General features: G+C 67.1%; 17 protein-coding genes. 4 read left to right on the top strand and 13 right to left on the bottom strand.

Features of this window, described 5'->3' with window-relative positions; genetic code table 11:
* Positions 1–5: 5 nt before the first annotated feature.
* From WKW77_RS08290 to flgB, 10 genes are all read right to left on the bottom strand, one after another.
* The gene (locus WKW77_RS08290; RefSeq protein WP_340356380.1) at positions 6–524 is read right to left on the bottom strand and encodes a chemotaxis protein CheW; all 519 of its coding nucleotides are present in this window, start codon (positions 522–524) and stop codon (positions 6–8) included.
* A 51-nt stretch (positions 525–575) separates the two neighbouring features.
* The gene (flgJ, locus tag WKW77_RS08285; RefSeq protein ID WP_340356379.1) at positions 576–1,559 is read right to left on the bottom strand and encodes a flagellar assembly peptidoglycan hydrolase FlgJ; all 984 of its coding nucleotides are present in this window, start codon (positions 1,557–1,559) and stop codon (positions 576–578) included.
* 9 nt (positions 1,560–1,568) lie between these two features.
* Entirely contained in the window at positions 1,569–2,639 is a 1,071-nt protein-coding gene (locus tag WKW77_RS08280) for a flagellar basal body P-ring protein FlgI (protein ID WP_340356378.1), read from the bottom strand.
* A gap of 134 nt (positions 2,640–2,773) precedes the next feature.
* Positions 2,774–3,439 carry a flagellar basal body L-ring protein FlgH gene (locus tag WKW77_RS08275; RefSeq protein ID WP_340356377.1) on the bottom strand — a complete coding sequence of 222 codons (666 nt, stop codon included), beginning with the start codon at positions 3,437–3,439 and terminating at the stop codon, positions 2,774–2,776.
* Between the two features lie 98 nt (positions 3,440–3,537).
* The gene (gene flgG / locus WKW77_RS08270; RefSeq protein WP_340356376.1) at positions 3,538–4,320 is read right to left on the bottom strand and encodes a flagellar basal-body rod protein FlgG; all 783 of its coding nucleotides are present in this window, start codon (positions 4,318–4,320) and stop codon (positions 3,538–3,540) included.
* 37 nt (positions 4,321–4,357) lie between these two features.
* Complete coding sequence (gene flgF / locus WKW77_RS08265; RefSeq protein ID WP_340356375.1) at positions 4,358–5,098, bottom strand: flagellar basal-body rod protein FlgF; 741 nt, start codon at positions 5,096–5,098, stop codon at positions 4,358–4,360.
* A 22-nt stretch (positions 5,099–5,120) separates the two neighbouring features.
* Positions 5,121–6,353, bottom strand: coding sequence for a flagellar hook protein FlgE (flgE, locus tag WKW77_RS08260; RefSeq protein ID WP_340356374.1), 1,233 nt, complete (start codon positions 6,351–6,353; stop codon positions 5,121–5,123).
* A gap of 37 nt (positions 6,354–6,390) precedes the next feature.
* Complete coding sequence (locus tag WKW77_RS08255; RefSeq protein ID WP_340356373.1) at positions 6,391–7,077, bottom strand: flagellar hook assembly protein FlgD; 687 nt, start codon at positions 7,075–7,077, stop codon at positions 6,391–6,393.
* A gap of 27 nt (positions 7,078–7,104) precedes the next feature.
* A complete protein-coding gene (gene flgC, locus WKW77_RS08250; protein ID WP_340356372.1) occupies positions 7,105–7,500 on the bottom strand; it encodes a flagellar basal body rod protein FlgC in 396 nt (131 codons plus the stop codon).
* A 38-nt stretch (positions 7,501–7,538) separates the two neighbouring features.
* Complete coding sequence (gene flgB, locus WKW77_RS08245; protein WP_340356371.1) at positions 7,539–7,946, bottom strand: flagellar basal body rod protein FlgB; 408 nt, start codon at positions 7,944–7,946, stop codon at positions 7,539–7,541.
* Positions 7,947–8,121: 175 nt separating this feature from the next.
* On the opposite strand from flgB, the gene flgA reads away from it, so the two are divergent.
* From flgA to WKW77_RS08230, 3 genes are all read left to right on the top strand, one after another.
* Positions 8,122–8,826 carry a flagellar basal body P-ring formation chaperone FlgA gene (gene flgA / locus WKW77_RS08240; protein WP_340356370.1) on the top strand — a complete coding sequence of 235 codons (705 nt, stop codon included), beginning with the start codon at positions 8,122–8,124 and terminating at the stop codon, positions 8,824–8,826.
* Between the two features lie 119 nt (positions 8,827–8,945).
* The gene (gene flgM, locus WKW77_RS08235) at positions 8,946–9,236 is read left to right on the top strand and encodes a flagellar biosynthesis anti-sigma factor FlgM (protein ID WP_340356369.1); all 291 of its coding nucleotides are present in this window, start codon (positions 8,946–8,948) and stop codon (positions 9,234–9,236) included.
* Positions 9,233–9,688, top strand: coding sequence for a flagella synthesis protein FlgN (locus WKW77_RS08230; protein ID WP_340356368.1), 456 nt, complete (start codon positions 9,233–9,235; stop codon positions 9,686–9,688). The genes flgM and WKW77_RS08230 overlap by 4 nt, the downstream gene beginning before the upstream one ends.
* Positions 9,689–9,697: 9 nt before the next feature.
* Here WKW77_RS08230 and WKW77_RS08225 read toward each other — a convergent pair whose 3' ends face one another.
* The gene (locus WKW77_RS08225) at positions 9,698–10,831 is read right to left on the bottom strand and encodes a zinc-binding dehydrogenase (protein ID WP_340356367.1); all 1,134 of its coding nucleotides are present in this window, start codon (positions 10,829–10,831) and stop codon (positions 9,698–9,700) included.
* Between the two features lie 62 nt (positions 10,832–10,893).
* Complete coding sequence (locus WKW77_RS08220; protein WP_340356366.1) at positions 10,894–12,207, bottom strand: hemolysin family protein; 1,314 nt, start codon at positions 12,205–12,207, stop codon at positions 10,894–10,896.
* Between the two features lie 23 nt (positions 12,208–12,230).
* Between WKW77_RS08220 and WKW77_RS08215 the strand changes: the two genes are divergently transcribed.
* The gene (locus WKW77_RS08215) at positions 12,231–13,073 is read left to right on the top strand and encodes a symmetrical bis(5'-nucleosyl)-tetraphosphatase (protein WP_340356365.1); all 843 of its coding nucleotides are present in this window, start codon (positions 12,231–12,233) and stop codon (positions 13,071–13,073) included.
* A 108-nt stretch (positions 13,074–13,181) separates the two neighbouring features.
* Here WKW77_RS08215 and WKW77_RS08210 read toward each other — a convergent pair whose 3' ends face one another.
* A complete protein-coding gene (locus tag WKW77_RS08210; RefSeq protein ID WP_340356364.1) occupies positions 13,182–14,642 on the bottom strand; it encodes a DEAD/DEAH box helicase in 1,461 nt (486 codons plus the stop codon).
* Positions 14,643–14,778 lie beyond the last annotated feature (136 nt).

Below are 14,778 nucleotides of genomic sequence, written 5' to 3'. Positions count from 1 at the left end.
GTGCCTCAGGCGGCGAGCTTCTCGATCAGCCCCATCTCCTCGCTGGACATCAGCCGGTCGATGTCCACCAGGATCAGCATCCGCTCCTCCAGCGTGCCCAGCCCGATCAGGTAGTCCGTGTCCAGCGCCGAGCCCATCGCCGGCGCCGGCTTGATCTGCTCCGCAGCCAGCGTGATCACGTCCGACACGCTGTCCACCACCATCCCCACCACCCGCCCGCCGATGTTCAGCACGATCACCACCGTGAACTGGTCGTAGCTCGGCGTGCCGATCCCGAAGCGGATCCGCATGTCGATGATCGGCACGATGATCCCCCGCAGGTTCACCACCCCCTTGATGAATTCCGGCGCATTCGCGATCCGCGTCACCGCGTCGTAGCCCCGCAGCTCCTGCACCTTCTGGATGTCGATGCCGTATTCCTCCTCGCCAAGGGTGAAGGTGACCACCTCCAGGCGCCCGGCGTTGGCGAGGGCCTGGGAAGCGGCACCGCCCGTGCGGGGCTGGAGGGTCGTGATCTCTGCCATGGGATTCCTTTGCATCGGCTGTGAGAGAGGGTTCTGTCGGCTATCGGCAGATCAGCCGAATTTCTGCATGATCCGCACGAGCTTTTGTCCGTACTGCGGATCGGTGGCGTAGCCCGCGCGCTGCAGGCCGTGCGCGGCTTCGGTCGGATCGCCGGCCGTGACCACGTTGGCGTAGCGCGGGTTGCGGGTCATGAAGCGGGCGTAGTCGGTGAAGGCTTCCTCGTAGGAGCCGTAGGCCCTGAACTTCGCGCGCACGCGCTGCGGTTCGCCGTCGACGTACTCGGTGGTCGTGGTCTCGACCACGCGGCCCTGCCAGCTCTTGTCGGCCTTGATGCCGAAGAGGTTGAAGCTCTGCGCGCCGTCGTCGGCGCGGATCTCGCGCTTGCCCCAACCCGATTCGAGCGCGGCCTGCGCAAGGATCAGTGGCGCCGGCACGCCGCTGGCCTCGCTCGCGGCCTGCGCCGATGCGCCCATGCGATCGACGAAGGCATCGACATGGCCCTGCAGCGAGGCGGCCGCGGCCGAACTGCCGCCGCGATCGTTGTTCACCTGGTAGACGCTCAGGTCGATGCGCGTGGACGGCGCCGGCGCCGAGCCGAGCGGAATCCCCGAGTCCGGCTTCAGCGGCATGCCGCCGCGGGGCAGCAGCGACATCGGCGCGGCCTCGACATCCATGTTGGCGGAGCCCGATGCGACCTGCCGCTGGAGCTGCACCAGCATGGCCTCGGCCAGGCCGACGCCGCGGCCCGAGAGGTTCTGCGAGAGCTGCTGGTCGAGCATCGAGGTATAGATCTTCTCGCTCTGGCTGTCCCACATGCCGCTTTGTGGCGTCGCCTCGCGCATGCTCTTGAGCACCATGTTCATGAACATCGCCTCGAACTGGCGCGAGACCTGGCGAAGCCCTTCTTCCGGCGAGGTACGGGTGGTGCGCTTGAGCGCATCGACGCCCTGCACGTCGAGCGCGAAGCGCTGGTCCAGCGCGCCGCTGCGGCTCGTGTCGGCGATGCCCGTGGCGGGTGTTGCGGTGATCCCCATGCCGCGTCCTCAGATGATTTCCAGCTCGGCACGCAGCGCACCGGCCGTCTTCATGGCCTGCAGGATGGAGACCAGATCCTGCGGATTCGCGCCCAGCGCATTGAGGCCCTTGATCACGTCGGACAGCGACGCACTGCCGCGCACCATCTGCAGCGCCCCGCTGCCCTGGTTGACCGAGATCTCCGACTGCGCCGACTCGACCGTGCGGCCGCGCGAGAACGCTTCCGGCTGGCTGACCACCGGCTGGGTGTTGATGACCACCGAGAGGTTGCCGTGCGCCACCGCGCATTCGCTCACGCGCACCGCCTGGTTCATCACCACCGACCCGGTGCGCGCATTGATGACCACGCGGGCGACCGCCTGCGCCGGCGTGACCTCGAGCCCTTCGAGGCGCGCGAGGAAGCCGACGCGCTCCTGCGGCGATTCCGGCGCCTGAACGCGGATCACGCGCCCGTCCACCGCCTCGGCGATTCCGAACCCGAACTGCCGGTTGATCGCCTCGACCGCGCGTTGCGCCGTGCCAAAGTCCGAGCGCGTGAGCTCGACGGTGAGCGCGCCTTCGCCGCCCACCACTGTCTCCACGGCGCGCTCCACGATCGCGCCGGACGGAATGCGGCCGGAGCTGAGCTGGTTGATCTGCACCTTGCTGCCGTTGGCGGACGCACCTGCGCCACCCACGACCATGTTCCCTTGCGCGATCGCGTAGACCGCGCCGTCGACACCCTTGAGCGGCGTCATCAGCAGCGTGCCGCCGCGCAGGCTCTTGGCATTGCCCATCGACGACACCGTCACGTCGATCGCCTGGCCGGGTCGCGCGAACGAAGGCAGCGTCGCCGTCACCATCACCGCCGCCACGTTCTTGAGCTGCATGTTCACGCCCTGCGGCATCGTGATTCCGAGCTGCTGCAGCATGTTGTTCAGGCTCTGCGTGGTGAACGGCGTCTGCATCGTCTGGTCGCCGGTGCCATCGAGACCCACCATGAGCCCGTAGCCGATCAACGCGTTGTCCCGCACCCCCTGAATCGTCGCCAGCTCCTTGAGCCGCTCCGCATGCACCGGCGCAAGGAACGAAAAGGCCATAGCCAGAGCAAGCGAAGCGAAGCGAACGCCGTTGGTGAAACACCGCGGAACCGGCTTCGCCGGGCCGCCGGTGTTGCCCCCTGCAAGGGGGTGCAGAGCCACACGAAGTGGGCGAGGCTGGGGGTGTGCCATATCTAAAACGGTGCAACGTTGAGGAAGAAGCGCTGGAGCCATCCCATGTTCTGCGCCTCGTCGATGTAGCCCTTGGCCGTGTATTCGATGCGTGCATCCGCCACCTGGGTCGAGAGCACGGTGTTGAGGCCGGTGACGGTGCGCGGGTTCACCACGCCGGAGAAGCGGATGAATTCCGTCCCCTGGTTGATGCCCATCTGCTTCTCGCCGCTCACCAGCAGGTTGCCGTTGGGCAGCACGTCGGTCACGGTGACCGTGATCGTGCTGCTGAAGGTGTTGGTGGCATTCGCGCCACCCTTGGCCGTGAGCGCGTTGGTGCCGGACAGCTTCGCGTCCTGGTTGTCCAAGAGGCCGCCGAGCACCTTCGGGATCGGATCGAAGGCCGCAGCCATGCTTCCGTTGCGGCTCGCGTTCGCGCCCGAGTTCTTGCTCGCGTTGAGCTTTTCGCTGATGACGATGGTCAGGATGTCCCCGACGCTGCGCGGCCGTCGATCCTCGAACAGCGCGATGCCGCGCCCGTTGTCCTGGAAGATCGCGCCCGAACGCGAGCGGCTCGGCAACTGGCTGATATCGTCGGCGCGCGCCGTCATCGGCTGATGCACCAGCGGATCTTTCGGAATCTGCGCGCAGCCGACCACGAGAACAAGCACCGCGCCCGCTCCCCCCATCCGGGAGACACCGCGGAACCGGCTTCGCCGGGCCGCCGGTGTCGCCCCCTGCAAGGGGGTTGGCGAAGCGACACGAAGTGCGCGAAGACTGGGGGTGTTCACAGCTGTGCCAGGCGGGCGAGCATCTGGTCGGACGTCTGGATCGCCTTGCTGTTGATCTCGTACGCACGCTGCGTCGCGATCATGTTCACCAGCTCTTCGACCACATTGACGTTCGACGCCTCGGTGTAGCCCTGCGTCAGAACGCCCGCGCCATCCACGCCAGGGTTCACGACATTGGGCGCGCCCGACGAATCGGTCTCGGTGTAGAGGTTCTCGCCCATGCTCTGCAGGCCGGTGGGGTTCAGGAAGTTCGCGATCTGGAGTTGGCCGACCTGCACTGTCAACTGGCTGCCGGCCTGCGTGACCGACACGATGCCGTCGCGGCCGATCGTGAGGCTGGTGGCGTTCTGCGGGATCGTGATCGCGGGCTCGACGGTGTAGCCGCTCGCGGTCACGAGCTGGCCCTCGGCATTGGTCTGGAACGAACCGTCGCGCGTGTAGGCCATCGTTCCGTCGGGCATCTGGACCTGGAAGAAGCCCGCGCCGTTGATGGCGACGTCCTTCGGGTTGTCGGTCTTGGTCAAGTTGCCCTGCGAGTGCATGCGCTCGGTGGCGACCACGCGCACGCCGGTGCCGACCTGCAGGCCCGAAGGCAGGCGCGTCTGGTCGGAGGACTGGCCGCCGACCTGGCGGATGTTCTGGTAGAGCAGGTCCTCGAACACCGCGCGGCTTTTCTTGAAGCCGGTGGTCGCGACGTTGGCGAGGTTGTTGGAGACGACGTCGAGCTGCGTCTGCTGGGCTTCGAGGCCGGTCTTGGCCACGTAGAGGGAACGGATCATGGAATGGCTCCTGCGGTGTTGCTCGTGCCGAGGCGGATCAGCCGTAGGCGAGCAGCTTGTTGGCCGACTGCGCGTTCAGGTCGGCGGACTGGATGGACTTCATCTGCATCTCGAAGCTGCGTCCGTTGGCGATCATGGCCACCATGGCTTCGACGGGATTCACGTTGCTGCCTTCGATCGCGCCGGCAGTGACCGTCACCGCGGGATCGGCCTCGGCCGGCGGCAGGCCTTGACGCATGCGGAAGAGCCCGTCTTCGCCCCGCTCCAGATCGGCGACCGGCGGGTTCACGAGCTTCATGCGGCCGACGATGTTCAGGCCGGTCAGCGGATCGCCCGGCGCGTGCGCGGTGATGCTGCCGTCAGCGGCGATGGTCACGGACGAGCCCGGCGGGATCACCAGTCCGCCGCCGTCACCGACCACCGGGCGTCCGCCCATGGTCGTCACCTGGCCGTCGGATGCGACCTGGAGGTTGCCGACGCGGGTGTAGGCCTCGCCGGTCGGCGTCTGGACCACCAGCCAGCCGTCGCCGCGCACGGCGACGTCGAGTTCGCGGCCGGTGTCCGTCACCGGGCCCTGCCGGAAGTCCGCGCCCGGCGTGGTCGCGGCCACGAAGGCACGCGTGGGCGATGCCTCGCCGACCACGGGCACGGCACGAAAGGCATTGATCTGCGCACGGAAGCCCGGCGTCGACACGTTCGCCATGTTGTTGGCGACCGAGGCCTGCTGCTCCATGGCCTGCTTGGCACCGCTCATCGCGACATACAGCATTCGATCCACTGGTGGCTCCTGTCGGCTCGCGTCAGCGGATGTTCATCAGCGTCTGCATGACCTGGTCCTGCGTCTTCACGGTCTGCGCGTTGGCCTGGTAGTTGCGCTGCGCGACGATGAGGTTGACGAGTTCCGAGGTCAGGTCGACGTTGGACGATTCGAGCGCGCCGGAAGCCAGCGAGCCGAGCTTGCTGCCTTCGGCCGGCGTGCCGGTGAGCGCCGCGCCCGAAGCCTGCGTCTCGGCGTACATGTTCTCGCCCTTGGGCTCCAGGCCGTTGGGGTTCGCGAAGGACGACAGCACCACCTGGCCGAGCAGCTTGGTCTGCTCGTTGGAGAACTTGCCGGTGATGGTGCCGTCGGCGTTGATCGAGAACGAGGTGAGCTGGCCGGAGGTGTAGCCGTCCTGCGCGAGCTTGCTCATGCCGTTGGCTGCACCGACCTGCGTGGTGCCGCTCAGGTCGACGGTGATGTTCGATGTGGCGGCGCCATTGGTGTAGGTCAGCGTCGGCAGCGTGATCTTGCCGCCCGCCGGTGCGGTCATGTTGCCGTTGGTGTCGAAGGCCACCGAACCCAGCGGCGAGCCGGCCGGCGCGGGCGCTGCCAGCTGGATCTGGGTGCCGTCGATCGTGCCGTACGTGTCCCACGCATTGGCGCCGGTCTTGACGAAGTACACCGCAAGGTCGTGCGGATTGCCGAGCGAGTCGTACACCGGGCCGATCGCGTTGGAATAGTTGAAGGTGTTCGAGTCGGTCGGATCGAAAGGCGTCTTTGTCGGCACGGTGCTGCGCGAATCGACATTGAACTCGGCCTGCACGCCGGTGGTGGCGTTCGGCGACATCGGGGCGGTGGGGATCTGGATCGCGCCGGGCGTGCCGCCGCTGATGCCACCGCTGGCGTTGACGCCGTAGCCGGTCAGGCGCAAGCCGGACGAGTTGACGATGTAGCCGTCCTTGTCCTTGGTGAACTGGCCGTTGCGCGAGTACATGACCTCGCCGTTCGCGCTGGTGAGGCGGAAGAAGCCGTCGCCGTTCATGATCGCCACGTCGAGCGGACGGCTGCTGGTCTGCGTCACGCCCTGCGAGAAGTCCTGCACCACGCCCGACACCGAGACGCCGAGGCCGACGCGCGAGCCGGCATAGATGTCCGAGAACGTCGCGGTGGACGACTTGAAGCCCACGGTGCCCGAGTTGGCGATGTTGTTGCCGATGACATCGAGATTCGCGGCAGCGGCGCCAAGTCCGCTGATGCCCTGGGAAAAGGCCATGATGGATTCCTTAGTTCAATGCGTTTGGAGGGATGGGTCAGAGATACATGCGCACGTCGGACAGGCCGATGCTCTGGCCGGTGGCGAGTTCGAGCGTGACGCCGCTGGTGCCCTGCTTGACTGCCGCGACTTGCGCGAAGGTGAGTGCGGTCGACGACACGGCGGAACTGCCGTTCGTGGCGGCCACCGTGAACGTGTAGCTGCCAGCGGGCACGACATTGCCGGCATCGTCCTTGCCATCCCACGTGACGGAATTGACGCCCTGATTCATGGAGCCGGCGTCGATGGTGCGCACCGTCTTGCCGCTGCCGTCGACGATCTTGATCTGCACATCGGCGGCCGTGCCGGGAAGTTCCACTGCGAAGGCCTTGGGGGCCGGGTCCGCGCCCTCTGCCGGCGCGGTGGTGGTGAGGGTGTTGCCGGGCGACAGCACTGCGTAGCCGATCAGCGACGCGGCCTGCAGCACCTGGTTCGATCCGGTCTGGTTCACCAGCCCCGACAGCGTGCTGTTGAGCTTCTCGATGCCGCTCACGGTGCTCATCTGCGCGAGCTGCGACGTGAGCTCCGCGTTCTGCATCGGATTGAGCGGGTCCTGGTTGTTGAGCTGCGCGACCAGCAGCTTGAGGAAGCGCTGCTCGTTGTCGTCGTTCGCGACGCTCGCGGTGCTGGCCGCGGCGCTGGCGGCATTGACGCCGCTGATGGATGAGGTGTCGGCGATGGCCATGGCTTTTCTTCTTTCTTCGCGGTTGGATTACTGGCCGATGGTCAGGGTCTTGACCATCAGCGTCTTCGCGGTGTTGAGCACCTCGACGTTGGCCTGGTAGCTGCGGGAGGCGGAGATCATGTTGGTCATCTCCTCGACCACGTTGACGTTCGGCATCGCGACGTAGCCGTCGGCGTTGGCATGCGGGTTCTTCGGGTCGTAGACCATCCTGGGGGGCGATGGGTCCTCGACCACGCGCGAGACCTGCACGCCGCCGATGTCCTGTTGGCCCGTGGGCGCGACTTCGAACACGACCTGCCTGGCGCGGTACGGCTGGCCGTCGGGCCCTGAGACGCTTTCCGCGTTGGCAAGATTGCTCGCGGTCACGTTCATGCGCTGCGACTGCGCGCTCATGGCGGAACCCGCCACGCTGAAGATGTTCATGGAAGCACTCGGGAGTGGCATCGGACGGCTCCTCGCGCTTACTGCTGCACCGCGGACAGCATGGTCTTGATCTTCGCGCCGAGCACCGTGAGGTTCGACTCGTAGCGCAGCGCGTTGTCGGCGAAGTTGATGCGCTCGACGTCCATCTCGACGGTGTTGCCGTCGATGCTCGACTGCGTGGGCACGCGATAGAGAAGGTCCTGGTCGGGCATCGACTTGGCCTCGCCGGCGAGGTGGCGCGACGAAGTCGTCGCCATCGCGAACGATTGCGCCTGGCGGCCCTGTTCGACGGCCTGCGAGAGCCGGCTGCTGAAATCGAAGTCGCGCGCCTTGTAGTTGGGCGTGTCGGCGTGGGCGATGTTGGCCGCCAGCACTTCCTGGCGCTCGGCCCGCAGATTGAGTGCTTCGCGGTTGAAGCGAAGCGCTGCATCCAGCTTGTCGATCATCTTCTTTCCATCCTTTGTGGCGTCGCGTTCGCACTGGGCGTGGCGACAGATGGAAAGCGAGTCTATGCACGAGACGCTTTTGCAATGGGTCGAACAAAGGGGGTTTTCGCCAGCACTTCGGCACTTCGCATCAGGGGGTGTCTTCCTAGAATTCCCCGGCAACACATCGATTCCCATGGAACAACGCAAGACCTTCGGACGTCTCCTTCGCATCGTCCTGCCGGCATGCATGGCGGGCATCGGCGTGGCGTCGTTCGCCGCGTCCCAGTTGCCTGAAGAGGCTCGCGAGGCCATCGAGCGCTACCTTCAGGTGCAGACCTCCGGCCTGCCGGGAAAGGCCCGGGTGAGCTTCCTGCCCACTGGCGGCGCGCTTCCGCCCTGCAGCGACTATGAGGCTTTCATGCCGACCGGCACGGCGCCCTGGGGCCGCGTGTCCATCGGGCTGCGCTGCCGCGGCGACAAGCCGTGGTCCCGCTTCGTCTCGGCCAACGTGGCGGTGGAAGGCCGCTATTTCGTGGCCGCGCGCGCGATCGAGCCCGGCATGACGCTGGGCGCGGGCGATTTCATCGAACGCAGCGGCGATCTCACCGCGCTGCCGCGCAACGTGGTCACCGAGGCGAACGCACTGCGCGGCGTCACCAGCGCCCAGCGCATCGCCGCGGGTGCGCCGCTGCGCAAGGAGCATGTGCGCAGCATGATCGTGATCCAGCAGGGACAGACGGTGCAGGTGGTTGCGCAGGGCGCGGGCTTCACCGTCAGCACCGAAGGCAAGGCCATGACACGCGCCGAAGTCGGCGCCGCCGTGCAGGCCAGGACACGCGACGGCCGTCTGGTGAGTGGCATCGCCGACGAAGAAGGCCAGATCCGGCTCGCGCAGTGACGTCGTGGAAATACGTAGGGACGCGTAGTGGTCTTCATGGATCGTCAATCCAGCCTCCGGGCCCTAAAGTTGCGGACCGTTTCGCCGATATAGGGGCGAGCCCCCTTTGAGGAACCATCTTGAAAATCGATCAACCCGCGTCTTCGGCGACGCCTCTCATCCGCCCCGCGAAGTCGGGTTCCGCTTCCGCGAGTTCGGCCGGAGCCGCCGGATCGTCGAAGGACGCTGCGCAGGTCTCGGCCCGGGTCCACGCGCTGCCGGGGTCCCGCGGTGGTGATTTCGACGCCGCCCGCGTGGCGGCGATCCGCGAGGACATCCGCGCCGGGCGCTACCAGGTCAACCCCGAGCGCATCGCCGACGGCCTGATGGACAGCGTGCGCGACCTGCTCGATCCCGGAAAGAACCCATGAACACGATGCTGCTGTACCTTCATGCGGAGAAATCCTGCATCGAGGAATTCCTGGTGCTGCTGGCGCAGGAAGAGAACGCCATGACCGAGCGCCGCTTCGGTGAACTGGAAGGGATCACCGAACAGAAGGTACAGCTGCTCGACCGCATCGCCGAGATCGACCGCCAGCGCGAGACCGCGCAATCGGCGCTGGGCTTCGAACCGGGCGCTGCCGGCGCCGACGCCGCGGCGATGGCCGGCGGCGAAGCGACCCGCCAGGCCTGGCAGGCGCTGCAGGAGCTTGCCGAGAAGGCCCGGGCGCAGAACCTGCGCAACGGATCGATCGTGCACACGCACCTGGATTTCACGCACAAGGCACTGCAGTTCCTGCAATCGAGCGTGCAGCTCTTCTATGGACCGGACGGCAACCGCAAGACCACGTCCGGCGGCGGCACCCGCCTCGCGATGGGCTGAGCCCGCGAGTTACTTGCTCGGATTGAGCAGGTACTTCTCGCCGGTCGCCTGCTTCGAATAGACCGCGATCTCGCCGAGCGAGAGCGCCTCCACCATCGAAACTTCCTTCGTGTAGCGGCTCGCGAAGGTCGTCTTCAGTTCGGCCGCCACGCGCGCCTTGAGCTTCTCCGCGCCTTCCGGGCCGATCCTCATCAGGAACGGGAACAGCAGCCAGCCGCCCATCCCCCAGCTCATGCCGAAGCCGCGCGTGAACTCGGTGGGGCCGCGATCGAGCCCGCCGTAGATGTAGACCTGCTTGTGCGTGGTCGTGCCATAGCGGCTGTATTCGGTCGCCTTGCGCAGGAGCGCGGCTTCCATGCCGTTGAGGATCTGCCCTGCGAGCTTGCCGCCCCCGGTCGCGTCGAAGGCCAGCGTGGCGCCGGTCTCGGCGAGCGCATCGGTCAGGTCCTGCATGAAAGTCGGCGAGGTGGCATTGCAGACGTACTTGGCGCCGATGGCGCGCAGGATGTCCTCCTGCTCCTGCTTGCGCACGATGTTCACCAAGGGGATGCCGTCCTTGATGCAGATGCGGTTGAGCATCTGGCCGAGATTCGACGCGGCGGCGGTGTGCACGAGCGCCTTGTGACCTTCGCGCCGCATCGTCTCGACCATGCCGAGCGCGGTGAGCGGATTGACGAAGGACGAGGCGCCTTCCGCCGCGGTCGCACCTTTGGGCAGGGCCATGGTCTGCGCGACGTCGATGCAGCGGTATTGCGTGTACATCGCGCCGCCGATCATCGCCACGGTCTTGCCCAGCAGGGCCTGTGCCTGGGGCGACGCACCGGCCGCCACGACGACACCCGCGCCTTCGTTGCCGACCGGCATGGATTGGTCCGCGCGGCCGGCCATGCTCTTCATGGCCGCCTCGGGAATGGCGGCGGTCACGACGGGCCGCTGCGGCGTGCCGGAGGCCTTGGCGGTGCGCAGGTCCGCCGCGCCGAACAGCAGGCCCAGGTCCGACGGGTTCATCGGCGAGGCCTCGACCCGCACGACCACTTCGTTCGCGGCGGGCCGGGGGATGGCGTCTTCCTGAAGCGAGAGTTCCAGTTCGCCGCTGCTGCGGACGAGGGAACGGATCTGCAGGGTCTTGCTCGGCACGGTCATGGCAGGTCTCCGGATTGGGCCGGCCAGTATAGGAGCGTAGGAGCGGAGTGGGGGTTCTTCGCTCAGGGCGCGTGTTCGGGCGAGCGCGTGTCGGGATAGGCCATCACGCGGTCGATCCGCCGGCCGTCGAGCGCGGCCACCTCGAAGCACCAGCCGGCGCAGTCGATGTGCTCCCCGACCTCCGGCAACTGGCCCGAGACGAACATCAGCAGGCCGGCGACGGTGTTGTAGCGGCCGCGGTCCTCGTCCGGCAGTTCGCGGATGCCGAGTCGCGCACGCAGTTCGGACACCGGCATGAGGCCATCGAGCTCCCAGACGCCGTCGGCGCGCTGCCGCGCCCAGGCCTCGGCATGCGTCGGCACCTGCAGCTCGCCGGTGATGGCTTCGAGCAGGTCGCGCGGCGTCATCAGCCCCTGCACCACCCCGTATTCATCGACCACGAACACCAGCCGGCCGGCGCGCGAGCGGAACTGCTCGAGCATCTCCATGCCGGTGAGCGTCTCGGGCACGAACATCGCAGGTTGCACGGCCTCGCCCACCGTACCCTGGTGTTCCGCGCCGAGCTTGAGAAGATGCGCCACGCTGGTCACGCCCACCACGTCGTCGAGCGAATTGCGGCACACCGGATACCACGAATGGACCTGGTTGCGCGCGCCCGCCTCGGAGACCTTCTGCAGGCCCTCGGCGATGGTCAGCGAGGCATCGAGCCACTCGATGTCGGCGCGCGGGATCATGAGCGAGGTGAGCCGCCGATCGTCGAGGTGGAACACGTTGCGCACCATCTGGTGCTCGTGCATCTCGATCACGCCGGCGTCCACACCCTCTTCCAGGCTGGCCGAGATCTCTTCTTCGGTGACCACGCGGGCCGCGTTCGAGTCGATGCGCAGCAGCTTGAGCATGGCCGCCGTCACGCTCGACAGCAGCAGCACGAAGGGCTTGGCGATGGAAGCGAGCCACCGCATCGGCCGGGCCACGTAGCGGGCCACCGGCTCGGGATAGAGCTGGCCGATGCGCTTTGGCACCAGCTCGCCGAAGATGATCGTGAAGAAGGTGATGCAGGTCACCACGAACGCGGTCGACGCGATGCTGGCGGTGCCCCGGCCCAGGCCCATCTTCTCCATCCACGCGCCGAGCGGTTCGGCGAACGCGGCCTCACCGACGATGCCGCTCAGCATGCCGATGGAAGTGATGCCGATCTGCACCGTGGAGAGGAACTGCGTCGGATTTCCCATCAGCTTGAGCGCCGCGGCGGCGCCCGCGTCCCCCGTCTCGGCCAGCGCGGCGAGGCGCGCGCGGCGGCTGGTGGAAAGGGCCATTTCGGACATTGCAAACAACGCATTGACCGTCGTCAGCAAGGCCAGGAGGAAAACGTCCATGAACGCAGGAGAGAATGGGGATCATGGCACTTTACTTGATCGGTGATCTGCAGGGCTGCGACGAACCCCTGCAGCGGCTGCTGGACAAGATCGACTTCTCCCCGAGCCGCGACCGCCTCATCGTGCTCGGCGACCTCGTGAATCGCGGGCCCGCATCGGCCAAGGTGCTGCGGCGCGTGCAGCGCTTCGGCGACGCGGCGCAGAGCGTGCTCGGCAATCACGACCTGCACCTCCTTGGCGTGGCCCATCGGGCGCGCAAGGTCGGCCGCAAGGACACGCTCGCCGCCGTGCTCGACGCACCGGACCGCGATGCGATGCTCGACTGGCTGCGCCACCAGCATGTGGCGCTGCGCCATGACATCGGCGGCGGCACGCTGCTGACGGTGCATGCGGGCGTGCTGCCGCAATGGACGGTCGAGGACACGATGCGCCTCGCGGGCGAACTCGAATCGGCGCTGCAGGGCCCCGACGTCGCGGAGTTCTTCCGCACGATGTACGGGAACGACCCCGCTCAATGGAATGAATCGCTCACCGGCGCCGCGCGGCTGCGCGTGATCGTCAACGCGCTGACGCGGATGCGCTATTGCACCGCGAGTGGCGTGATGGAATTCGAATCCAAGGATGCGGAGGCCGGCGCGCCCGAAGGCTTCATGCCGTGGTTCGACGTGCCGGGCCGCAAGACGTCGACTGCGACGGTGGCGTTCGGCCACTGGTCGACGCTGGGTTGGCTCTCCAGGCCGGACCTGATCTCGACCGACACCGGCTGCGTGTGGGGCGGCTGCCTCAGCGCCGTGCGGATCGGCGCCACGCCGCAGGAACGCGAGCTGATCCAGGTGAAGTGCCCCCAGGCCCAGAAACCCGGCTAACTGCGCGAGACACGGGGAACACCGCGGAACCGGCTCCGCCGGGCCGCCGGTGTTGCCCCCGGCAGGGGGTGCCCGAGCTACACGAAGTGAGCGAGGCTGGGGGGTAGCCTAGGGGTTTGACTTGAAAAGCGCGGCGACCTTGCGCTTGCTCTTGATGTTGCTGGAGACCCCACGCGCCGGCGCTGCCTTGGCCGTGGCTTCCCACGCGGGCGCCGCCTCGCGCTCGGGCGCCTCGTAAGGCTTCTCGAAGAAGGGATCGCGCGGCGCGGCCGGCGCGCGGTGCGGACGGCCATTGCGGGTCGGACGCGAGTCGGAGCGATCGCGCGGACGGTCCAGCGTATCGAGCACGTCGCGCGCATCGCCGGCTTCGCCCTCTTCGCGCCAGTGGCGGCGGCCGTCGTTGATGCGACCGCGCGGGCGCTCGTCGTCGAATTCGACGGGCTCCAGCTCGATCTTCTTCTTGATCAGCTTCTCGATGTCGGCCACCAGCCGGACGTCGTTGCCGCCGCTCGCGAAGCTCACCGCCAAGCCGGATGCACCTGCACGGCCGGTGCGGCCGATGCGGTGCACGTAGTCCTCGGCGTTGAACGGGATGTCGAAGTTGAAGACCGCCGGCACGTCCTTGATGTCGAGGCCGCGCGCGGCCACGTCGGTGGCCACCAGCAGGTCGACCTCGCCGGCCTTGAAGGCGGCGAGGGCCTTCAGGCGCTCGTCCTGGCTCTTGTCGCCATGCAGGGCGGTGGTCTTCAGGCCCTCGCGCTCGAGCGAACGCGCGAGCCGCGCGCAGCCCAGCTTGCTGTTGACGAACACGAAGGCCTGCGTGATGCCTCGCTGGCGCACGATCTGCTTGAGCGCACGGCGCTTGTCGTCGTCGCTCACGCTGTAGAAGTGCTGCTCGACGGTGGAAGCCGTTTCGTTCGGCCGCGCCACCTCGATCGTGACCGGGTTCTGCAGGTAGCTGCCGGCCAAGCGCTTGATCTCGGGCGAGAAGGTGGCCGAGAACAGCAGCGTGGTGCGCTGCTTGGGCAGGTACGAGAGGATGCGCTGCAAGTCCGGCAGGAAGCCGATGTCGAGCATGCGGTCGGCTTCGTCGAGCACCACGTACTCGACTTGGTTGAGCACCGCGTTCTTGGCTTCGATGTGGTCGAGCAGCCGGCCCGGCGTGGCGACCAGCACCTCGACGCCCTTCTTGAGTTCGAGCGTCTGCGGCTTCATGTCGATGCCGCCGAACACGACCGTGCTGCGCAGGTTCGTGTACTTGGCATAGAGCTTGACCTGCTGCGCGACCTGGTCGGCAAGCTCGCGCGTGGGCAGCAGCACCAGGGCGCGCACCGGATGGCGCGCCGGGGAGGTCGAGCTGTTCTCGTGCTTGAGCATCCGCTGCAGCAGCGGCAGCGAGAAGGCGGCTGTCTTGCCGGTGCCGGTCTGGGCGGCACCCATGACGTCCTGGCCCGACAACACCACCGGAATGGCCTGTGCCTGGATGGGCGTCATCGTCTCGTAGCCCATTTCGGCTACAGCGCGCGCCAGAGGCTCGGCCAGGGAAAGATTGGAGAAGGAACTGGTCATGAAGCCTTCTATTGTCGCAGGAATGGGGTTACCCCTATATCCGAGGCCTGCCAGAGCGGTTTGGCCAAGCTGGAAATCCCGCGGAACCGGCTGCGCCGGGCCGCCGGGATTGCTCCCTGAAAGGGGGTGTCAGAGC

This window comes from Variovorax ureilyticus, assembly GCF_037889935.1.
Classification (GTDB): Bacteria; Pseudomonadota; Gammaproteobacteria; order Burkholderiales; family Burkholderiaceae_C; genus Variovorax; species Variovorax ureilyticus.
Note: the sequence above shows the minus strand (reverse complement) of the source record. Positions and strands in the feature narration are given on the sequence as shown.